This is a genomic window from Streptomyces avicenniae (assembly GCF_000719135.1).
GTDB classification, from domain to species: Bacteria; Actinomycetota; Actinomycetes; order Streptomycetales; family Streptomycetaceae; genus Streptomyces; species Streptomyces avicenniae.
Map to the genome: position 1 here is coordinate 136,668 of NZ_JOEK01000010.1, position 21,450 is coordinate 158,117.

General features: G+C 73.7%; 21 protein-coding genes. 18 read left to right on the plus strand and 3 right to left on the minus strand.

Going from position 1 to position 21,450, the window contains the following annotated elements:
* Positions 1–5 precede the first annotated feature (5 nt).
* From hisS to IF27_RS18745, 3 genes are all read left to right on the plus strand, one after another.
* A complete protein-coding gene (gene hisS / locus IF27_RS18735; RefSeq protein WP_052850808.1) occupies positions 6–1,286 on the plus strand; it encodes a histidine--tRNA ligase in 1,281 nt (426 codons plus the stop codon).
* Positions 1,287–1,401: 115 nt separating this feature from the next.
* A complete protein-coding gene (locus IF27_RS18740) occupies positions 1,402–2,046 on the plus strand; it encodes a vitamin K epoxide reductase family protein (RefSeq protein WP_052850885.1) in 645 nt (214 codons plus the stop codon).
* A gap of 67 nt (positions 2,047–2,113) precedes the next feature.
* Complete coding sequence (locus IF27_RS18745) at positions 2,114–3,466, plus strand: replication-associated recombination protein A (RefSeq protein WP_052850809.1); 1,353 nt, start codon at positions 2,114–2,116, stop codon at positions 3,464–3,466.
* A gap of 37 nt (positions 3,467–3,503) precedes the next feature.
* On the opposite strand, the gene IF27_RS18750 is transcribed toward IF27_RS18745, so the two are convergent.
* Positions 3,504–4,136: a DUF2470 domain-containing protein gene (locus IF27_RS18750; RefSeq protein WP_420822029.1), complete on the minus strand. Its 633-nt coding sequence runs from the start codon at positions 4,134–4,136 to the stop codon at positions 3,504–3,506.
* A gap of 280 nt (positions 4,137–4,416) precedes the next feature.
* On the opposite strand from IF27_RS18750, the gene rpsD reads away from it, so the two are divergent.
* Positions 4,417–5,028, plus strand: coding sequence for a 30S ribosomal protein S4 (gene rpsD / locus IF27_RS18755; RefSeq protein WP_052850811.1), 612 nt, complete (start codon positions 4,417–4,419; stop codon positions 5,026–5,028).
* Here the strand turns inward: rpsD and IF27_RS18760 are convergent.
* Positions 5,016–7,307, minus strand: a complete 2,292-nt coding sequence (locus tag IF27_RS18760) for an ATP-binding protein (protein ID WP_052850812.1) — start codon at positions 7,305–7,307, stop codon at positions 5,016–5,018. The genes rpsD and IF27_RS18760 overlap by 13 nt on opposite strands.
* Before the next feature lie 219 nt (positions 7,308–7,526).
* On the opposite strand from IF27_RS18760, the gene IF27_RS18765 reads away from it, so the two are divergent.
* From IF27_RS18765 to nusB, 14 genes are all read left to right on the plus strand, one after another.
* Complete coding sequence (locus IF27_RS18765; RefSeq protein ID WP_052850886.1) at positions 7,527–7,967, plus strand: DUF948 domain-containing protein; 441 nt, start codon at positions 7,527–7,529, stop codon at positions 7,965–7,967.
* A 7-nt stretch (positions 7,968–7,974) separates the two neighbouring features.
* Entirely contained in the window at positions 7,975–8,295 is a 321-nt protein-coding gene (locus IF27_RS18770) for a DUF6167 family protein (protein ID WP_052850813.1), read from the plus strand.
* Positions 8,282–10,951, plus strand: coding sequence for an alanine--tRNA ligase (alaS, locus tag IF27_RS18775; protein WP_052850814.1), 2,670 nt, complete (start codon positions 8,282–8,284; stop codon positions 10,949–10,951). The genes IF27_RS18770 and alaS overlap by 14 nt, the downstream gene beginning before the upstream one ends.
* Entirely contained in the window at positions 10,951–11,415 is a 465-nt protein-coding gene (gene ruvX, locus IF27_RS18780; RefSeq protein ID WP_052850815.1) for a Holliday junction resolvase RuvX, read from the plus strand. Before alaS ends, ruvX begins: the two co-directional genes overlap by 1 nt.
* Positions 11,416–11,502: 87 nt before the next feature.
* The gene (mltG, locus tag IF27_RS18785; RefSeq protein WP_052850816.1) at positions 11,503–13,281 is read left to right on the plus strand and encodes an endolytic transglycosylase MltG; all 1,779 of its coding nucleotides are present in this window, start codon (positions 11,503–11,505) and stop codon (positions 13,279–13,281) included.
* The gene (locus IF27_RS18790) at positions 13,278–14,111 is read left to right on the plus strand and encodes a shikimate dehydrogenase (RefSeq protein WP_052850817.1); all 834 of its coding nucleotides are present in this window, start codon (positions 13,278–13,280) and stop codon (positions 14,109–14,111) included. Before mltG ends, IF27_RS18790 begins: the two co-directional genes overlap by 4 nt.
* 128 nt (positions 14,112–14,239) lie before the next feature.
* On the plus strand, positions 14,240–15,424 hold the full coding sequence (gene aroC, locus IF27_RS18795; protein ID WP_052850818.1) for a chorismate synthase: 1,185 nt from the start codon (positions 14,240–14,242) through the stop codon (positions 15,422–15,424).
* Positions 15,421–15,951 (plus strand): shikimate kinase, encoded by a 531-nt coding sequence (locus IF27_RS18800; protein ID WP_052850819.1) that lies wholly within the window; start codon positions 15,421–15,423, stop codon positions 15,949–15,951. Before aroC ends, IF27_RS18800 begins: the two co-directional genes overlap by 4 nt.
* Positions 15,948–17,057 carry a 3-dehydroquinate synthase gene (aroB, locus tag IF27_RS18805; protein ID WP_052850820.1) on the plus strand — a complete coding sequence of 370 codons (1,110 nt, stop codon included), beginning with the start codon at positions 15,948–15,950 and terminating at the stop codon, positions 17,055–17,057. Before IF27_RS18800 ends, aroB begins: the two co-directional genes overlap by 4 nt.
* Complete coding sequence (gene aroQ, locus IF27_RS18810; RefSeq protein WP_052850821.1) at positions 17,054–17,494, plus strand: type II 3-dehydroquinate dehydratase; 441 nt, start codon at positions 17,054–17,056, stop codon at positions 17,492–17,494. The genes aroB and aroQ overlap by 4 nt, the downstream gene beginning before the upstream one ends.
* A 54-nt stretch (positions 17,495–17,548) precedes the next feature.
* On the plus strand, positions 17,549–18,409 hold the full coding sequence (locus IF27_RS18815) for an AAA family ATPase (protein WP_420822030.1): 861 nt from the start codon (positions 17,549–17,551) through the stop codon (positions 18,407–18,409).
* Between the two features lie 89 nt (positions 18,410–18,498).
* Complete coding sequence (locus IF27_RS18820; RefSeq protein WP_052850822.1) at positions 18,499–19,641, plus strand: M24 family metallopeptidase; 1,143 nt, start codon at positions 18,499–18,501, stop codon at positions 19,639–19,641.
* Positions 19,642–19,713: 72 nt separating this feature from the next.
* A complete protein-coding gene (gene efp, locus IF27_RS18825) occupies positions 19,714–20,280 on the plus strand; it encodes an elongation factor P (protein WP_052850823.1) in 567 nt (188 codons plus the stop codon).
* Between the two features lie 2 nt (positions 20,281–20,282).
* The gene (gene nusB, locus IF27_RS18830; protein WP_052850824.1) at positions 20,283–20,708 is read left to right on the plus strand and encodes a transcription antitermination factor NusB; all 426 of its coding nucleotides are present in this window, start codon (positions 20,283–20,285) and stop codon (positions 20,706–20,708) included.
* Between the two features lie 113 nt (positions 20,709–20,821).
* On the opposite strand, the gene bldD is transcribed toward nusB, so the two are convergent.
* On the minus strand, positions 20,822–21,322 hold the full coding sequence (gene bldD / locus IF27_RS18835; RefSeq protein WP_052850825.1) for a transcriptional regulator BldD: 501 nt from the start codon (positions 21,320–21,322) through the stop codon (positions 20,822–20,824).
* Positions 21,323–21,450 lie beyond the last annotated feature (128 nt).

Below are 21,450 nucleotides of genomic sequence, written 5' to 3' on the forward strand. Positions count from 1 at the left end.
CTTTCGTGAGCACCTTCTCCGCCCCCAAGGGCACGTACGACCTCCTGCCGCCCGACTCCGCCGCGTTCCTCGCGGTGCGCGAGGCCCTCGCCGCCCCGCTGCGGCGCGCGGGCTACGGCTACGTCGAGACGCCCGGCTTCGAGCACGTCGAGCTGTTCTCGCGCGGCGTCGGCCAGTCCACCGACATCGTGACCAAGGAGATGTACACCCTCACCACCAAGGGCGGCACGCACCTCGCGCTGCGCCCCGAGGGCACCGCCTCCGTGCTCCGCGCGGCGCTCCAGGCCAACCTGCACCGGGCGGGGGGCCTGCCGGTCAAGCTCTGGTACTCCGGCACGTACTACCGGTACGAGCGCCCGCAGGCCGGTCGTTACCGCCACTTCTCCCAGGTCGGGGCGGAGGCGATCGGCGCGGAGGACCCGGTGCTCGACGCCGAGCTGATCGTCCTGGCCGCCGACGCCTACCGCGCGCTCGGGCTGTCCGGCGTCCGCCTGCTCCTGAACTCGCTCGGCGACCAGGAGTGCCGCCCGGCGTACCGGGCCGCCCTCCAGGACTTCCTGCGCGGCCTCGACCTGGACGAGGAGACCCGCGCCCGCATCGAGATCAACCCGCTGCGCGTCCTCGACGACAAGCGCGCCGAGGTGCAGCGTCAGCTCGCCGACGCCCCGCTCCTGTCTGATCACCTGTGCGAATCCTGCAAGGAGTACCACGAGCGGGTGCGGGAGCTGCTGTCGGCGGCGGGCGTCGCGTTCACCGACGACCCGCGGCTCGTGCGCGGCCTCGACTACTACACGCGCACGACGTTCGAGTTCGTGCACGACGGCCTCGGCTCCCAGTCGGCGGTCGGCGGCGGCGGGCGGTACGACGGCCTGTCCGAGCTGATCGGCGGGCCGCCGCTGCCCTCGGTCGGCTGGGCGCTCGGCGTGGACCGCACCGTCCTCGCGCTGCGGGCCGAAGGCGTGGAACTGCCGCTCCCGCGCGCCACGGACGTGTTCGCCGTCCCGCTGGGCGAGGAGGCGCGGCAGGCGCTGTTCGGCGTCGTCACCGAGCTGCGGCGGGTCGGGATCGCGGCGGACTTCGCCTACGGCGGGCGGGGCGTCAAGGCGTCGATGAAGGCGGCCAACCGCAGCGGCGCCCGCTTCGCCGTGGTCGCGGGGGAGCGGGACCTGGCCGAGGGCGTGGTGCAGGTGAAGGACCTCGACAGCGGGGACCAGACGCCCGTGGCGCTCGACGCGCTCCTCACCGACCTGACCGCCAGGCTCTCCGCGGGGCCGGGCGGCGCCTGACCCCGCCGTCACCGCTTCTGGGTCGCTCCGTCACTGGTGCAGAATGGCGGTACGGGCCGGACGACCGTCCCGTAACCGGATCAACCGGCCGGATCGGACGGAACGGATGGGCGGCATGGCGGCATCGGCTGTGGACGAGGTGCGGACGGGCGGGCCCGCCGCGGCGGGCCCCGCCCGGCGGCCCGGCACCGGCGCGGCGCGTGGCTTCGCGCTGCTGCTGGTGATCACCGGGGCGGCGGGTCTGCTCGCGTCCTGGGTCATCACGCTGGACAAGTTCCACCTGCTGGAGGACCCCGACTTCACCCCGGCGTGCAGCCTCAACCCGGTCGTCTCCTGCGGCTCCATCATGGAGAGCGACCAGGCCGAGGCGTTCGGCTTCCCCAACCCGATGCTCGGGCTCGCCGCGTACGCCGCCGTCGTCGCGATCGGCACGGGCCTGCTGGCGGGCGCCAGGTACGGCCGCTGGTTCTGGCTCGGCCTCCAGGCCGGGACGCTCTTCGGCGTCGCCTTCTGCACCTGGCTCCAGTACCAGTCGCTGTACGAGATCAACGCGCTGTGCCTGTGGTGCTGCCTCGCCTGGGTCGCGACCTTGACCATGTTCTGGTACACGACGGCGCACAACGTCCGGCACGGCATCCTGCCCGCCCCCGCGGGTGCGCGGCAGTTCCTGGCGGAGTTCACCTGGCTCCTGCCCGTCCTGCACACCGGGGTCATCGGCATGCTGATCCTGACGCGCTGGTGGGACTTCTGGACGAGCTGACCGGCGGGCGGCCCCGCCCCCGCACCGCGCGCCCGGCTGTCGGTGGGGTGGCTTAGGGTCGGGAGGTGTGGAGCCCGATCTGTTCACCGCCGCGGCCGAGGAGCGTGCCGAGAGGGACCCGTCCGGCCGTCCCCTCGCCGTACGGATGCGTCCGCGCACGCTCGACGAGGTCGTCGGCCAGCGTCATCTCCTACGCCCGGGGTCGCCCCTGCGGCGGCTCGTCGGCGAGGGCGCGGGAGGTCCTGCCGGTCCCTCGTCCGTGATCCTGTGGGGGCCGCCCGGCACCGGGAAGACGACGCTGGCCCATGTCGTCAGCCAGGCCACGGACAAGCGCTTCGTGGAGCTGTCCGCGATCACCGCGGGCGTCAAGGAGGTCAGGGCCGTCATCGACGGCGCGCGGCGCTCCTCGGGCGCCTACGGCAAGGACACCGTGCTCTTCCTGGACGAGATCCACCGCTTCAGCAAGGCGCAACAGGACTCGCTCCTCCCGGCCGTGGAGAACCGCTGGGTCACCCTCATCGCCGCCACGACCGAGAACCCGTACTTCTCCGTCATCTCGCCGCTCCTGTCGCGCTCGCTGCTCCTCACCCTCGAACCGCTCACCGACGACGACCTGCGCGGCCTCCTGCGCCGCGCCGTCGCGGACGAGCGGGGCCTCGGCGGCGCCGTGACGCTGCCCGCCGCGACCGAGGCGCATCTGCTGCGGATCGGCGGCGGGGACGCGCGCCGCGCCCTCACGGCGCTGGAGGCCGGGGCGGGCGCCGCGCTGGCCAAGGGCGAGGAGGAGCTGACGCTCGCCACCATGGAGCAGGCCGTGGACCGCGCGGCCGTCACCTACGACCGGGACGGCGACCAGCACTACGACGTCGCCAGCGCGCTCATCAAGTCCATCAGGGGCTCGGACGTGGACGCGGCGCTGCACTACCTGGCCCGGATGATCGAGGCGGGGGAGGACCCGCGCTTCATCGCCAGGCGGCTGATGATCTCGGCCAGCGAGGACATCGGCATGGCGGACGCGACGGCCCTCCAGACGGCGGTCGCCGCGGCGCAGGCCGTCGCCATGATCGGCTTCCCCGAGGCGGCGATCACCCTCGGCCACGCGACGATCGCCCTCGCCCTCGCCCCGAAGTCCAACACGGCGGTCGTCGCGATCGGCGAGGCGCAGGCCGACGTACGGGCCGGGCTCGCCGGTCCCGTCCCCGCGCATCTGCGCGACAGCCACTACGGCGGGGCGTCCGACCTCGGCCACGGCAAGGGCTACCAGTACCCGCACGACGTGCCGGGCGGCATCGCGGCCCAGCAGTACGCGCCGGACGCCGTGCGGGACAAGCGCTACTACCGTCCGACCACCCACGGCGCCGAGGCGCGGTACACGGAGGTCCTGGCGCGCGTCCGCCGCCGCCTCGCGGGCGAGGGCTGAGGCGGGGCGGCGCCGCCGGGGCGGTGAAGGCCGCGGGTCAGGACGCGGCGGCCTCGAAGAGGTGGTGCATCGCGCGGCGCAGCCCCGTGATGTCGCCGACCGGCTCGGGGAAGTCGAAGCGTGCGTCCCAGACCGAGGCGTCCGAGCGCAGCCGCACCCGCAGCCCGAAGCGGTCGAGGCTGAGCGGCGTGATGCTGTCCCAGGCCGGGCAGGTCGCCTCGCCCTCGTCGTTCTCGCCCTCGTCCTCCAGGAGCGCGCACAGCGACCGCAGTTGCTCCGTGTGGGCCGCGGCGAGGTGCTGGAGCAGCTCGGCCTCGTGACGCGCCAGCGGGTCGGCTGCCGCGGCGGCGAACTCCTCGGGCTCCACGTGCGCCTCGCCCCACAGGTCGTCGGCGAACGCCTCGCCGACCTCCAGGCGCAGCAGCGCCCAGTCCGCGCCGGGCGCGGGCCCCGCCGGGTGGCGTTCGGCGAGCAGGCGGGAGGCGGCGCAATGCTCGTCCTGGTCGCGGACGGCGGTCAGCCAGCCCGCGACCCAGGCGCGTCCACGGATGCGGTGGGGCACGGAGACGGGCGCGACGTCAGTGATCTCCATCACTGCCGTCACGTCGTCGTCCTGCGCGTGGGCGGCGGCCCTGGCGACCGGTGAATCGGCCGGGACCAGCAGAAACACGTCTCCCGACGGGGTGACGACGCGGGCCTGCGGGACACCGTGGCCGAGGTCCCCGAGGTCGGCGCCCGGAATCGAGAGGGCCGCCGATGCGGTTGACTCGACCAGGGTGCGTACCCGTTCGGCCGCTGAAGGCCGCCGGACGGCTGCTTCGCCACCGGGACGCGGCTGACCCTCCTCCCGGCTTCGGTTTCCGATGCCGGACATGGGGCTCCCAGGTCGAATCATGCGCACTCCTCAGCTAAGGTAAGCCTCACCTAACTTACACGGAGGTTCGTTCAACGTGAACCAGTCGCGTCCCAAGGTCAAGAAGTCGCGCGCCCTCGGTATCGCGCTCACGCCGAAGGCGGTCAAGTACTTCGAGAAGCGCCCCTACCCGCCGGGCGAGCACGGGCGGGGCCGCAAGCAGACCAGCGACTACAAGGTCCGGCTGCTGGAGAAGCAGCGGCTCCGTGCGCAGTACGACATCAGCGAGCGGCAGATGGCGCGCGCCTACGACCGCGCCCGCAAGGTCGTCGGCAAGACCGGCGAGGCCCTGATCATCGAGCTGGAGCGCCGCCTCGACGCCCTGGTCCTGCGCAGCGGACTCGCCCGCACGATCTACCAGGCGCGCCAGATGGTCGTGCACGGCCACATCGCCGTCAACGGCCGCAAGGTGGACAAGCCGTCCTTCCGCGTCCGCCCCGAGGACGTCGTCAGCGTCCGCGAGCGCAGCCGCGAGAAGCACCCGTTCCTCGTCGCCCGTGAGGGTGGGTACGCGGGCGAGGGCGAGACCCCCCGTTACCTCCAGGTCAACCTGGAGGCTCTCGCCTTCCGCCTCGACCGCGACCCCAACCGGTCCGAGATCCCGGTCATCTGCGACGAGCAGCTGGTCGTCGAGTACTACGCCCGCTGAGCCGCCCCGCCCGCCGCCTCCCCGTCGTCGGCGCGGGACGCGGCGGGCGCCGGAAGCCGGTTCCCGCCCAGCTGCGAGGGCCGCACGGACGAGCCAGCCACCGCGCTGCGCGTCTGCCCGGCGGCCGAGCGGCGGTACAGCGCGCGGGCCACGGCCTCGTCCATGTCGAGCCGCTCGCCCTCGCGCTGCAACTCCCGCTGCCGGGCCGTCCCGATCTGCTCGCGCACCATCCGCTCGCACTCCTTGTGCGGATAGTTGAAGTAGTCCGAGCCGAACAGCGGCATCCCCACGGAACGCCACAGCCGGCCCGCCGCGCCCTGGAGCACCGCCGCCTCCGCCGCGTCCCCCTCGGTCGCCGTGATCAGCGCCATCATCTCGACGGACTGCACCGTCCCGACCAGGTCGCGGAACGTGTGGCTGACCCGCAGCGAGTGCTCCATCAGCTCACGCGCCGCCGCCGTCTCCTTGCGCTGCCAGGCCGCGAAGCTGAGGACGTACAGCGCGTAGACGCTGGCCCACTGCTCCCCGCTGTCCTCGCACGCCTGCCTGACCTCCTCGCACAGCTCCACGGCCCGGTCCAGGTCACCCTGGAAGGCGATGGCCATCGCGTACTCGGAACGGCCCACCAGGACGTTGCTGTTGAGCGTGCCCATCTCCTCGTACCGCCGCAGCGCCTCGGAGAGCAGCAACTCGGCGCGAGGCATCTCGTCGTTGATGAGCGCGAGGCAGCCGGTGAGGTGGACGGCGTACGCGGCGGCGAGCTGGTTGCCCGTACGCTCGGCGCCCTCGCCGCACTCCTGGAGCACGCTGAGCGCGCCCACCGTGTCGCCCTGGAGCACCGCGACGTACCCGTAGACCCACAGCGCGTCCAGGCGCGCGTCCTCGTGGTCCGTCTCCAGCTCCAGCACGCGGTCCAGCCAGTGCCGCCCCTCGGCGATCCGGCCGCAGCCCACCCAGCAGAACCACAGGGTCGCGGCGAGGTGCAGGGCGTAGCGGCCGTCCTCCTCGTCCTCCAGCGCGTACTCCAGCGCGGCCCGCAGGTTCGGCATCTCGACGTCGAGCCTGGCCGCCACCTCCGCCTGGCGCGCGCTGAACCACTCCAGCTCGCAGTACGTGACCAGGCCCGTGCACCAGTCGCGGTGCCTGCGGCGCATCCGGGCGGCGTCGCCCGTCGCCTCCAGCCAGTCGGCGCCGTACGCCCGCAGCGTGTCGAGCATCCGGTAGCGGACCCCTGCGCGCGTCTCCTCCTTGCTCACGATCGACTGCGCGACCAGCTCGGACAGCACGTCCAGGGCCTCGTCCGCCGTCAGTTCGGGGCCGCCGCAGACGTACTCCACCGCGTCGAGGTCGAAGTCGCCCGCGAAGACGGACAGCCGGGCCCACAGCAGCCGTTCCTGGGGCGTGCACAGCTCGTGGCTCCAGCCGACGGCCGTCCGCAGCGTCTGGTGGTGCGCGGGCGCGCCCCGCGCGCCGCCCACGAGCAGCCGGAAGCGGTCGTCGAGGCGGGCGAGGGTCTGCTCCAGCGACAGGGTGCGCAGCCGCCCCGCGGCCAGTTCGAGCGCCAGCGGGATGCCGTCGAGGCGGTGGCAGATCTCCTCGACCAGCCGCCGGTTGTCGTCCGTCACGGAGAACCCGGGGACGACGGCCGAGGCCCGCGCGGCGAACAGCTCCGCGGCCTCCTCCAGCGGACGGCCGCCGTCCGGCTCGCTCACCGCCGTCGCGGCGGGCGTCGGGCCGGGCGCAGGGGCCGTCAGCGGGCCGAGCGGGAACAGCACCTCGCCCGCCACGCCGAGCGGCCTGCGCCCGGTGACGAGCACCCGCAGGCGCGGGGCGCGCCGCAGCAGCTCGTGCACGAGGTCGGCGCACGGCTCCACCAGGTGCTCGACGCAGTCGAGCACCAACAGCAGCCGCCGGTCGGCCAGATGGTCGGTCAGCACGGTGAGCGGCGGACGCCGGGAGTGGTCGATGACGCCCAGGGCCTCGACGACGGCGTGCGCCAGCAGGTCGGGGTCGCGGACCGCCGCCAGCTCCACCAGCCAGACGCCGTCACAGAAGCGTTCCTGTGACTGACGGGCCGCGTGCAGCGCCGTCCGGCTCTTGCCGACGCCGCCCGCCCCGGTCACCGTGACGAGCCGGGAGCGCGCCACCTCCTGTTTCAGCGCGGTGGTCTCGGCCCGACGGCCGATGAAGGCCGTCAGCTCCGCCGGGAAGTTGCCCGGCCTCCGCCCGATGCCCGGTGCGTCCCGAGCCGAGGGCTCGGCATCTTGAAAGCCTCGCATGAAACACGGAGCGTACTGGTCGATATGCAGAACGTACAATTCCGGTCGCCCGGCTTGGCACGGGCGGGTGTTGTGCGGTACGAGGGGCGGCGGCCGGCGCGATAGGGTCGGGGCTCCGCCGCCATGCTCGGAAGGGCCCCGCCGACCCGGGCGCGCGGCCGGTGGACCGGCATCATCCCGATGTCCGTCCGACATCCGTACGAGGGAGGCGGTGCGTCCGTGTCCGGTGGTGAAGTGGCCGGTCTGCTGGTGGCCGTCTTCTGGGCGATCCTCGTCTCCTTCCTCGCCGTCGCGCTCGTCCGACTCGCGCAGGCCCTGCGCGCCGCGACGCGGATGCTGGAGGAGGTCACCGAGCGGGCCGTGCCCCTCCTCGGCGAGGCGTCCGCGACCGTGCGCTCCGCGCAGACCCAGCTGGACCGGGTGGACACCATCGCCGCCGACGTCGAGGACGTCGCCGCCAGCGCCTCCGCGCTGTCCGCCACCGTCGCCACGACCTTCGGCGGGCCCCTCGTGAAGGTCGCCGCCTTCGGCTACGGCGTACGCCGCGCGCTGGCCCGCCGCCGCACGGCCGACGAGCCGTCGCGTACCCTCCGCACCGTGCCCGGCCGCACGCTGCCGGGCCCCCGGCGCCGCCGCACCGGGCGTCCAGGAAAGGACTGACCCACCCGTGATCCGCCGCGCCTTCTGGTTCACCACCGGCGCAGCCGCCGGTGTCTGGGCCACCACCAAGGTCCAGCGCACCCTGCGCGAGCTGGCACCCGAGAGCCTCGCGGTCCGGGCCGCCGACCGCGCCGCGGCGGCCGGGCGCCGCGCGCGCGTCTTCGCCCTGGACGTGCGCACCGGCATGGCGCAGCGCGAGACCGAACTCAACGACGCCCTGGGCCTGGACGCGGAGCCTCCCGCGTCCGCCCGCGTGCTCCCCCCGCCCCGACCGTCCGGGAACACCCCCCGGGAACCCGAAAAGAGGACCACTGATGGAGTCGGCTGAAATCCGCCGCCGCTGGCTGAGCTTCTTCGAGAAGCGCGGGCACACGGTCGTGCCCTCGGCGTCGCTGATCGCGGACGACCCGACGCTGCTCCTGGTCCCCGCGGGCATGGTGCCGTTCAAGCCCTACTTCCTCGGCGAGGTCGCCCCGCCGCACCCGCGCGCCGTGAGCGTGCAGAAGTGCGTGCGCACGCCCGACATCGAGGAGGTCGGCAAGACCACGCGGCACGGCACGTTCTTCCAGATGTGCGGCAACTTCTCGTTCGGCGACTACTTCAAGGAGGGCGCCATCACGCTCGCCTGGGAGCTGCTGACGTCCTCCGTCGCCGACGGCGGCTACGGCCTCGACCCCGAGCGGCTGTGGATCACCGTCTACGAGCAGGACGACGAGGCCGAACGCATCTGGCGCGACGTCGTCGGCGTGCCCGCCGAGCGCATCCAGCGTCTCGGGATGGGCCCCAACTTCTGGTCCATGGGCGTCCCCGGCCCCTGCGGGCCCTGCTCGGAGATCAACTACGACCGTGGCCCCGCGTTCGGCGCCGAGGGCGGCCCCGCCGTCAACGACGAGCGCTACGTCGAGCTGTGGAACCTGGTGTTCATGCAGTTCGAGCGCGGCGCGGGCGAGGGCAAGGACGCCTACCCGATCCTCGGCGAGCTGCCCGCCAAGAACATCGACACCGGGCTCGGCCTGGAACGGCTGGCGATGGTCCTCCAGGGCGTCCACAACATGTACGAGACGGACACCCTGCGTCCCGTCATCGACCGCGCCGGGGAGCTGACCGGCGTCGCCTACGGCGCGGGCGAGGACAGCGACGTGTCCCTGCGCGTCGTCGCCGACCACATGCGGACCTCCGTGATGCTCATCGGCGACGGCGTGACGCCGGGCAACGAGGGCCGCGGCTACGTCCTGCGCCGCATCATGCGCCGCGCCGTCAGGAACATGCGCCTCCTCGGCGCCACCGGCGAGGTCGTCGGCGACCTCGTGGACGTCGTCCTCGGCTCGATGGGGCAGCAGTACCCCGACCTGCTCACCGACCGCCGCCGCATCGAGACCGTCGCCCTCGCCGAGGAGGCGGCGTTCCTCAAGACGCTCAAGGCCGGGACCAACATCCTCGACACCGCCGTCAGCGACACCAGGTCGGCGGGCGGCACCGTGCTGACGGGCGACAAGGCGTTCCTGCTGCACGACACCTGGGGCTTCCCGATCGACCTCACGCTGGAGATGGCCGCCGAGCAGGGCCTGTCCGTGGACGAGGCCGGTTTCCGGCGGCTGATGAAGGAGCAGCGGGACCGCGCCAAGGCCGACGCCCGCGCCAAGAAGCAGGGCCACGCCGACCTGTCGGCCTACCGCGAGGTGGCGGACGCGGCCGGTCCCTCCGAGTTCATCGGCTACGCGCACACCGCCGGTGAGGCCACCGTCGTCGGCGTGCTGGTGGACGGCGTGCCCGCGCCCGTCGCCACCGAGGGCGACGAGGTCGAGATCGTCCTCGACCGGACGCCGTTCTACGCCGAGGGCGGCGGACAGCTCGCCGACACCGGTCGTATCCGCCTCGCCTCCGGCGCGGTGGTCGAGGTGCGCGACGTGCAGCAGCCGGTGCCGGGCGTGTTCGTGCACAAGGGCGTCGTGCAGGTGGGCGAGGTGACGCTCGGCGCTCCCGCCGACAGCCGCATCGACCTCGCGCGCCGCCGTGCCATCGCCCGCGCCCACAGCGCCACCCACCTGACGCACCAGGCGCTGCGGGACGCCCTCGGCCCGACCGCCGCGCAGGCGGGCTCGGAGAACTCCCCGGGCCGCTTCCGCTTCGACTTCGGCTCGCCCACCGCCGTGCCGGGCAGCGTCCTCGCGGACGTCGAGCAGAAGATCAACGAGGTGCTGGCCCGCGAACTCGACGTCACCGCCGAGGTGATGTCGATGGACGACGCCAGGAAGCAGGGCGCCATCGCCGAGTTCGGCGAGAAGTACGGCGACCGGGTGCGCGTCGTCACCATCGGCGACTACTCCAAGGAGCTGTGCGGCGGCACGCATGTGCACAACACGGCGCAGCTCGGCCTGGTCAAGCTGCTGGGGGAGTCGTCCATCGGCTCGGGCGTGCGCCGCGTCGAGGCGCTGGTCGGCGCCGACGCCTACCGCTTCCTCGCCCGCGAGCACACGGTCGTCGCGCAGCTCACCGAGCTGGTGAAGGGGCGGCCCGAGGAACTGCCCGAGCGGATCTCGGGGATGCTCACGCGGCTGAAGGACGCCGAGAAGGAGATCGAGCGCTTCCGCGCCCAGAAGGTGCTGGAGGCGGCCGGTGGACTGGCCGCCGCCGCCCAGGACATCGGCGGCGTCGCGTTCGCCTCGGGGCGGGTGCCCGACGGCACGACGGCCGACGACCTGCGCCGTCTCGTGCTCGACGTGCGCGGCCGGTTCCCCGGGGACCGGGCCGCGGTGGTCGCGCTGTTCACCGTGGTCAACGGACGGCCGCTCACCGTCGTCGCGACCAACGAGCAGGCCCGCGCGCGCGGGCTCAAGGCCGGTGACCTCGTCCGCGCCGCGGCCAAGGCGCTCGGTGGCGGTGGCGGCGGCAAGCCGGACGTCGCGCAGGGCGGTGGGCAGGACCCGACCGCCGTCGAGGAGGCGCTGGCCGCCGTCGAGCGACTGGTCACGGAAGCCGCCTGATGCGCAGGGGCAGACGGCTCGGCGTCGATGTCGGCGAGGCCAGGATCGGCGTCGCGAGCTGTGACCCCGACGGGGTGCTCGCGACGCCGGTGGAGACGGTGCCGGGACGTGACGTCCCGGCCGCCCAGCGGCGGCTGGCGCAGCTCGTCGCCGAGTACGAGCCGGTCGAGGTGGTGATGGGCCTGCCCCGGTCGCTGAACGGACGGGAGGGCCCGGCCGCCGCGCGGGTGCGCGCGTTCGCGCGCGAGACGGCGCGGCGGGTGGCCCCGGTGCCGGTCAGGCTGGTGGACGAGCGGATGTCCACGGTCAGCGCCGCCCGTGACATGCGGGCCGCCGGGGTCTCCGCGCGCAAGGGCCGCGCGCGTATCGACCAGGCAGCCGCCGTCGTTATCCTCCAGACGGCCCTGGAGAGCGAGCGGGCTTCGGGGCAGCCACCGGGGCAGTGCGTCGAAGTGGTTGTCTGATCGCGGTACGGTAACGTTCCGCGCCAAGGACGGTCGGGCTGGTTGCGGGGGGTCCGCCGACCGCCGTCTCGCGTCACAAGGGGATCGATGACTGAGTATGGCCGGGGGCCTGGCCCCGAACCGTGGTACCCGGACAACGATCCGCTGTACGGGGAACGCGACTGGTCGGCCGAGCAGGGCCAGGGAGCGCCCCAGCAGGGGCAGCAACAGGGGTGGGACCAGTACGGCCAGCCCCAGCAGCAGTACCCGCAGCAGGGCCAGGGCTACGACCCGCAGTACGGGCAGCAGCCGCAGGACCAGCAGCAGTACTACGGCCAGCAGCAGGGGGGCTGGGACGGCGGCGGTCAGTACGGGGGCGGCCAGTACGACCAGTCGGGCCAGTACTACACCGGCGACCCGTACGCGGCGCAGCAGACCGGCGCGTACCCCACGGGCGAGTACCAGGACCCGTACGGCGCGCAGCAGCAACAGCAGCAGGCGCAGGGGTACCAGGGCGCGGACGCGCAGCAGCAACATCAGGACCAGCAGCAGCACTACGCCCAGGACTCCTACGGGCAGGAGCCCTACCCGCAGCAGCACCAGCAGCAGCCCGGCCCCGGCCCCGAGGCGCCGCCCGCCGGGCCGAGGGCGCCGGGCCAGCGCCGTCACGACACAGGACCCGACAGCCCGCCCGACACCGAGGCCGACCCCGAGACGGGCTGGGACCCCGGCCCGGACCAGGGCGAGAGCGACTTCTTCGGCAAGCAGGACGACGACTGGTCCGAGGCCGACGACCGCGCGGGCCGCCGTGCGGACAAGGGTGACAAGGACGACAAGAAGAAGCGCAGGCGCGGCGGTTGCGGCTGCATGGTCGCCGCCGCCCTCGTCGTCGGCGGTCTCGGCGGTGTCGCCTACTGGGGTTACGGCTTCTACCAGGACCGCTTCGGCCCCCCGGCCGACTACGCGGGCGAGGGCACCGGCGAGATCGAGGTCACGATCCCCGAGGGCTCGTCCCTCTCCGACATCGGCAACCTCCTGCGCAACGAGGGCGTCGTCCAGAGCCATGACGCGTTCGTCGCCGCCGCAGGGGCCGACGGCCAGCTCATCGAGGCGGGCATCTACACGCTCCGCAACGAGATGTCCGCCGAGTCCGCCGTCGCGCTGCTGCTCGAAGGGCCGGGCGGCAACGCGCTGATCATCCCCGAGGGCCAGCGCGCCATCCAGACGTACGCCGCCATCGACGAGCGGCTGGGCCTGGAGGAGGGCGCCACCGAGGAGATCGCCGAGTCCGCCGACATCGGGCTGCCCGAGTGGGCCGAGGGCGACGTCGAGGGCTTCCTGTGGCCCGCGCGCTACGACGTGGGCGAGAACACCACCCCCGAGGACCTGCTGACGCAGATGGTGGACCGCGCCGAGGCGGAGTTCACCGAGATCAACCTGGAGGACGCCGCGGCCGGGCTCGACCGCACGCCCCGCGAGATACTCACCATCGCGTCGCTCATCCAGGCCGAGGCCCAGGAGGACGGCGAGTTCCCCAAGGTCTCGCGCGTCATCTACAACCGCCTCGACATCGACATGCGGCTCCAGTTCGACTCGACGGTCAACTACGCGATGGGCCGCTCGACGCTCGACGTCTCGCTGGAGGACATCCAGGTCGATTCCCCGTACAACACCTACGAGGAGTACGGCCTGCCCCCCGGCCCGATCGACAACCCGGGCCACCAGGCGCTGGAGGCGGCGCTCAACCCGGAGGACGGGCCCTGGCTCTACTTCGTCACCGTCACGCCGGGCGACACCCGCTTCACCGACGACTTCGACGAGCACGAACGCAACCGCGAGGACTTCAACGAGGCCCAGCGGCAGGCCCGTGAGGAAGGGGACGGATGACCTCCGCCCCACCCCGCCGCGCCGCGGTCCTCGGCTCCCCGATCGCCCACTCGCTCTCCCCGGTCCTCCACCGCGCCGCCTACCGGGCCCTGGGCCTCGCGCGGTGGTCCTACGACCGGTTCGAGATCGACGAGGCCGCGCTCGCGCCGTTCGTCACCGCACTCGGCCCCGAGTGGGCCGGGCTGTCGCTGACGATGCCGCTGAAGCGCGCCGTCATGCCGCTGCTGGACGAGATCAGCCCGGTCGCCGCGTCCGTGGAGGCCGTGAACACCGTCCTGTTCACGCCCGAAGGCCGCCGCCTCGGCGACAACACCGACATCCCGGGCATCGAGGCGGCCCTGCGCGAACGCGGCGTCACCCGCGTCGGGCGCGCGGCGATCCTCGGCGCGGGCGCCACCGCGTCCTCCGCCCTCGCCGCCCTCGCCCGCGTGTGCGACGGCGAGGTGACGGCGTACGTCCGCGGCCCCGCGCGCGCCGCCGAGATGCGCGGCTGGGGCGAACGGCTCGGCGTCCCCGTCGCCACCGCCGACTGGTCGCGCGCCCACGAGGCGCTGACCGCGCCGCTCGTCGTCGCCACCACCCCCGCGGGGGCCACCGACGCCCTCGCCGCCGCCGTGCCGGAGCGCCCCGGCACGCTCTTCGACGTCCTCTACGACCCCTGGCCCACCCCGCTCGCCGCCGCCTGGCGCGCGCGCGGCGGCCGGGTCGTCGGCGGCCTCGACCTGCTCGTCCACCAGGCCGTCCTCCAGGTCGAACGGATGACGGGCGCCCCCGCCGCGCCGCTGGCCGCCATGCGCGAGGCGGGCGAGAACGCCCTCGCCGCCGCCTGATCCCCCCCGGCCGTCTCGCGGTTCAGACCACTTCCTGGCCACCCGCCGGGACATGGCAGGATCGTGACGGAGACATCGGCAGGGTCGTACAGGCCGAGGCATCGCACGAGGCATCGCAAGGAGCACCGTTGAGCAGGTTGCGCTGGCTGACCGCGGGGGAGTCGCACGGACCCGCACTGGTGGCGACGCTGGAGGGGCTGCCCTCCGGCGTACCGGTCACCACCGACCTGGTGGCGGACGCGCTGGCCCGCCGGCGGCTCGGCTACGGGCGGGGCGCCCGGATGAAGTTCGAGCGCGACGAGGTCACGTTCCTCGGCGGCGTCCGTCACGGGCTGACCCTCGGCTCCCCGGTCGCCGTCATGGTCGGCAACACCGAGTGGCCCAAGTGGGAGCAGGTCATGTCCGCCGACCCGGTGGACCCCGCGGAACTGGCCGCCCTGGCACGCAACGCTCCGCTCACCCGGCCGCGCCCCGGCCACGCCGACCTGGCCGGGATGCAGAAGTACGGCTTCGACGAGGCCCGTCCCATCCTGGAACGCGCCTCCGCCCGGGAGACGGCGGCCCGCGTCGCCCTCGGCGCCGTCGCCCGCTCCTACCTCAAGGAGACCGCCGGGATCGAGATCGTCTCGCACGTCGTGGAGCTGGGCGCCGCGGCTGCCCCGCACGGTGACCTGCCGGTCCCGGCCGACACCGCGCGGCTCGACGCCGACCCGGTGCGCTGCCTCGACCCGGGCGCGAGCGCGGCGATGGTCGCCGAGATCGACCAGGCGCACAAGGACGGCGACACCCTCGGCGGCGTCGTGGAGGTCCTCGCGTACGGCGTCCCGGTCGGCCTCGGCTCGCACGTCCACTGGGACCGCCGCCTCGACGCCCGGCTCGCGGGCGCGCTGATGGGGATCCAGGCCATCAAGGGCGTGGAACTGGGCGACGGCTTCGGGCTCGCGCGCGTCCCCGGCTCGCGGGCGCACGACGAGATCATCGCCACCCCCGACGGCATCCGCCGCGCCTCCGGCCGCTCCGGCGGCACCGAGGGCGGCCTCACCACCGGTGAACTCCTGCGCGTACGCGCCGCGATGAAGCCCATCGCGACCGTGCCGCGCGCCCTCGCCACCGTGGACGTCGCCACCGGCGAGACGGCCCGCGCGCACCACCAGCGGTCCGACGTCTGCGCCGTGCCCGCCGCGGGCATCGTGGCCGAGGCGATGGTGGCGCTGGTGCTGGCCGACGCCGTCGCCGAGAAGTTCGGCGGCGACAGCGTCCCCGAGACGCGGCGCAACGTCACCGGCTTCCTCGACTCGCTGGAGGTCAGGTGACCGCCGCCCCCGCCGCCGGACCCGCCGCCGTCCTCGTCGGGCCGCCCGGTTCCGGCAAGTCCACCGTCGGCGCGCTCCTCGCCGGGCGCCTCGGCAGGACCGTCCGCGACACCGACGCCGACGTCGAGCGCACCGCAGGCAAGCCGATCTCCGAGATCTTCATCGACGAGGGCGAGGCGCACTTCCGCGCCCTGGAGGCCGACGCGGTACGCGCCGCGCTCACCGGGCACGACGGCGTCGTCTCCCTCGGCGGCGGCGCCGTGCTGGACGCGGGCACCCGCGCCCTGCTGGCCGGGCTGCCCGTCGTCTTCCTGGACGTGCCGCTCGCCGAGGCCATGAAGCGCGTCGGCCTCGACGTCTCCCGCCCGCTGCTGGCCGTCAACCCCCGGCAGCGCTGGCGCGCCCTCATGGAGGAGCGCCGCCCCCTGTACACGGAGGTCGCCCGCGCGGTCGTGACGACCGCAGACCGCACCCCGGACGAGGTCGCCTCCGCGGTCCTCGACGCATTGGAGCTGACGACAGCATGACCACACCCGCAGCGCCCGAGGAGAAGACCGTCACGGTCACCGTCGGCGGCGAGGCAGGGACCACCCCGTACGACGTCCTCATCGGCCGCCGCCTGCTGGACGAGCTGCCCCGCCTGGTCGGCGCCGAAGCCCGCCGGGTCGCCGTGCTGCATCCCGAGGCGCTGGCCGAGACCGGCGAGGTGCTGCGCCAGGACCTCGCCGAGCAGGGCTACGAGGCCATCGCCGTCCAGCTGCCGAACGCCGAGGAGGCCAAGACGGCCGAGGTCGCCGCGTACTGCTGGAAGGCGCTCGGCCAGACCGGCTTCACGCGCAGCGACGTGATCGTGGGCGTCGGCGGCGGCGCGACCACCGACGTCGCGGGCTTCGTCGCCGCGACATGGCTGCGCGGGGTGCGCTGGGTCGCCGTCCCCACCACGGTGCTCGGCATGGTGGACGCGGCCGTCGGCGGCAAGACGGGCATCAACACCGCCGAGGGCAAGAACCTCGTCGGCGCCTTCCACCCGCCCGCCGGGGTGCTGTGCGACATGGCCGCGCTCGACTCGCTGCCGCTCCACGACTACGTCTCGGGGCTTGCCGAGATCATCAAGGCGGGCTTCATCGCCGACCCGGAGATCCTGCGGCTGATCGAGTCCGACCCGCAGGCCGCGCGCCGCCCCGACGCGCCGTTCGCCGCCGAGCTGATCGAGCGCGCGGTCCGCGTCAAGGCCGAGGTCGTCAGCGGCGACCTGCGCGAGTCGGGGCGCCGCGAGATCCTCAACTACGGGCACACCCTGGCGCACGCCATCGAGAAGAACGAGCGCTACAACTGGCGGCACGGCGCCGCCGTCGCCGTCGGCATGGTCTTCGCCGCGGAACTGGGCCGCATCGCGGGCCGCCTCGACGACGCCACCGCCGACCGGCACCGCGCCGTCCTCACCTCGGTCGGCCTGCCCGTCACCTACCGGGGCGACCAGTGGCCGCGCCTGCTGGACACGATGCGGATCGACAAGAAGACCCGCGGCGACCGGCTGCGCTTCATCGTCCTGGACGGCCTGGCACGGCCCACCGTCCTGGAGGGCCCCGACCCGGCCATGCTGCTGGCCGCGCACGCGGAGATCGCCGCGTGAGCCGCCGCGTCCTGGTCGTCAACGGCCCGAACCTCGGCCGCCTCGGCTCCCGCGAGCCGGACGTCTACGGCTCCACCTCGTACGCAGGGCTCGTCGCACGCTGCACGGCCGTGGGCGAGGAGCTGGGCCTCGACGTCGAGGTGCGCGAGACGAACGACGAGGGCGAGCTGATCCGCTGGCTGCACGAGGCCGCGGACGGGGCGATCCCCGTCGTGCTGAACCCCGGCGCGTTCACGCACTACTCGTACGGCATGCGGGACGCCGCCGCGCAGCGCACGGCGCCGCTGATCGAGGTGCACCTCTCGAACCCCCACCGGCGCGAGGAGTTCAGGCACACGTCGGTCGTCGCGGCCGTCGCCAGCGGCACGGTCGCGGGCTTCGGGATCGGCTCGTACGTCCTCGCGCTGCGCGCCGTCGCCGAGGAACTGGCGGGCTGACGCGGGCGCGGCACCCGGGGGCCGTCCCGCGCGTTGTGCCGGGTGGGGCGGGCCGTGCGGGCGCCCGTGCGCGCTCATGCGCCCCCGCCCCGGGTGAACGCGGACGGAAGCGGGAATGCGGAGATCACGAGGCGACACGGACGACCGGTACCGTGTGGAGCGTTCGAATACATGCGCGGGCCGACAGGCCCCGCGCGGACCTTCCAGGTGGGGGAGCTGATGCACCAGCCCGGCGCGATGCCGGTGCCGCCCACGGCACCGGCCGACGGCCTGACGACCGGCCACGTCCAGCTGCCGCCAGGCGGCATGGTCCCGGCCCCGGCCGCCCCGCCCGGCGCGGCCGTCCCCGACACGGCGCACGCCGGGGTCGCGGTCCTGCTGATCGGCCCGGCGGGGGCGGGGAAGACGACGGTGGCCCGTCACTGGGCCGGTCTGCGCCCGGTGCCCACCGCGCACATCAGCCTCGACGACGTCCGCGAGTGGGTGCGGGCCGGATTCGCCGATCCCCGTGCGGGATGGGACGACCGCTCCGAGGCCCAGTACCGCCTCGCCCGCCGCACCTGCGGCTTCGCCGCGCGCAACTTCATGGCCAACGGCATCTCCTGCATCCTGGACGACGCCGTCTTCCCCGACCGGCCCGCCGTCGGGCTCGGCGGCTGGAAACGGCACGTGGGCCCCGGGCTCATCCCCGTCGTGCTGCTGCCGGGGCTGGACGTCGTCCTCGAACGGAACGCGGCCCGCACCGGCACCCGCCGCCTCTCCGACGAGGAGGTCGCCACCATCCACGGCCGCATGGCCGGGTGGTACGGCTCCGGCCTGCCCATCATCGACAACTCGCGGCACGACGTGCCCACCACGGCGCGGATGCTGGACGAGGCCGTCGCCCGCAGCCTCACCAGTCCGCCGCAGTGGTGAGGCCCACGCGACGGCACGCGCGCCCGTGCGCCCGCTCGTCCGGACGCGTCGAGCCAGCCGTCCGCGTCCCCGCTGCGTAGGCTCGACGCATGTCCGAGGTACTCGCCGGTCGGCGCTCACAGCTGCGTGCCCGCTCCGCCCCGGCGGGTGCGGGCGCCATCGTCGTGTCCAGACCTGCCAACGTCCGCTACCTCGCCGGTCCCGTGCCCGCAGGGGCGGCCCTGCTGCTGGGCCCCGAGGGGGACGACGTGCTCCTCGCCCACCGCGACCCCACGGTGGACCCGGTCGGCCCGCCCCCGTCGGGCCCGCGCTGGCCGGGGCCCGGCGTCCCCGAGGAGTCGGGGCTGCGCACGGCCGTCCTGGAGGCGGGTGAGGACCCGGCCGTCGCCGCCGTGCGGATGGCCGCGACGGCGGGCGTGACGTCCCTCGCCGTCGAGGAGCACCACCTCACCGTGACGCGGCACCGCAAGCTCGCCGCCGCCGCCCCCGGCGCCCTCCTCACCGACCTGGACCGCGCGGTGGAGCGGCAGCGCCTCGTCAAGGACGAGGAGGAGATCGCCGCGCTGCGCGGCGCCGCCGAGATCACCGACCGCGCCCTGGGCGAGCTGCTGGAGTCCATCCTCGTGGGCAGGACGGAGCGCCATCTGGCGCTGGAGCTGGAACGGCGGCTGGTCGATCACGGCGCGGACGGGCCCGCGTTCCCCACCTCGGTCGCCACCGGCGGCAACTCGGGCCTGGCCGGGCACCGGCCGACCGACCGCCGGGTCGAGGAAGGGGATTTCCTGACCGTGCGGCTCGGCGCCAGCTTCCGCGGCTACCGCTGCCAGATCGGCCGGACGTTCGTCATCGGCACGACCCCGGCCGACTGGCAGATCGAGCTGTACGAGGTCGTCTTCGCCGCTCAGCGGGCCGCGCGGGAGGCGCTGGTGCCGGGCGCGGAGCTGCGCGCGGTGGACCGGGCGGCGCGGGACGTCATCACGGCGGCCGGGCACGGGACCGCGCTGGGGCCGGTCACGGGGTACGGGGTGGGCCTGGAGATCGGGGAGGACCCTCGGCTGTCCCCCGCCGCCATGGGTAGACTTGGCCCCTGTGTGCCGGTCACCGTCGAGCCGGGGGTCCATCTTCCAGGCCGGGGCGGTGTCCGGATCGACGACACGCTCGTCGTCCGCCCACCGGCGGACGGCGGACCTGAGCTACTCACCATCACGACCAAGGAGCTCCTCGCCCTGTGACCCCGTCCGGGGACAGCCGCGCGGGGGGACCGTGGTCTCCCCAAGCAGCAGTGTGTAGGAGATTCCGCAACCGTGGCCACCACGAACGACCTCAAGAACGGCATGGTGCTCAAGCTCGACAGCGGCCAGTTGTGGTCCGTAGTCGAGTTCCAGCACGTCAAGCCCGGCAAGGGCGGCGCCTTCGTCCGTACCAAGCTCAAGAACGTGCTCTCAGGCAAGGTGGTGGACAAGACCTTCAACGCGGGCACCAAGGTGGACACGGCCACGGTGGACCGGCGGGGGATGCAGTTCTCCTACAAGGACGGCTCCGACTTCGTCTTCATGGACACCGAGACGTACGAGCAGCTCTACGTCACGCCGGAGACCGTGGGCCAGGCGGCCAACTACCTGCTGGAGGGCCAGGACTGCACCGTGGCCATCCACGAGGAGAACCCGCTGTTCGTCGAGCTGCCCGCGGCCGTCGAGCTGGTCATCGAGTACACCGAGCCCGGTGTGCAGGGTGACCGTTCCACCGGCGGCACCAAGCCCGCGCGGCTGGAGACCGGTTACGAGATCGGCGTCCCGCTGTTCATCACCACCGGCGAGAAGATCAAGGTGGACACCCGCTCCGGCGATTACCTCGGCCGGGTGAACAGCTAACCGTGGCCGCCCGCAGCAAGGCCCGCAAACGAGCCCTGCAGATCCTCTTCGAAGCCGACCAGCGCGCCGCAGCGCCGACCGAGGTGCTCGCCGGCTGGGTCGCCCTCGCGCGGGGCGACGAGCGCCAGCCACCGGTGAGCGAGTACACCCGCACCCTGGTGGAGGGCTACGAGCCGCGCGCCGAGCGGATCGACGAGCTGATCGCCCAGTACGCCGTCAGCTGGCCGCTCGACCGGATGCCGGTCGTGGACCGCAACATCCTGCGGCTCGCCGCCTACGAGCTGATCTGGGAGGACGACACTCCCGACGCCGTGGTGCTGGACGAGGCCGTGCAGCTCGCGCGCGAGTTCTCGACGGACGAGTCCCCGGCGTTCGTGAACGGTCTGCTGGGCCGCCTGAAGGACCTGAAGCCCTCCCTGCGCCGCTGACGGCGCCGAGGGCCCGCGAGGGTCCCCGCGGCGGCGGCACGGCCGCCCGTGGTCACGTGAGGCGGGGCACCGCTCGGTGCCCCGCCTCCGGTGTGTCCGCAGGCGGGCCGGGATCAGCTCTCGTCCGCCTGGACCGCCCGGCGCGCGTCGGCGCCGAGCACGCCCCAGCTGATGAGCTGCTCGGTCAGCACGGAGGGCGACTGGTCGTAGATCACGGCCAGTGTCCGCAGGTCGTCCTGGCGGATCGAGAGGACCTTGCCGTTGTAGTCACCGCGCTGGCTCTGGATGGTCGCGGTGTAACGCTGCAACGGGCCCGCCTTCTCGCTGGGCACGGTGGCGAGCCGCTCCAGGTCGAGGACCAGTTTCGGCGGCGGCTCGGCGGCGCCACCGGGCGTGGAGCCGGGCAGCAGCTCCTGGACGGGCACCCCGTAGAAGTCCGCCAGCTCCGCGAGGCGCTGCACGGTGACGGCACGGTCGCCGCGCTCGTAGGAACCGACCACGACCGCCTTCCAGCGGCCTTGCGACTTCTCCTCGACCCCATGGAGCGACAGACCCTGCTGGGTGCGGATGGCCCGGAGCTTCGCTCCGAGCTGTTTGGCGTATTCGCTGGACATGTGTCTCCCCGGACGGCTTTTGGTAACTCACTGTGATGTTACGCAGCGTGATTTATCCCGTCAAGCCGGGATCGCAGAGTTGCCTCTGACCTGGGGCGATGCGGAGCGTGCCGAAGGGCCTGATACGC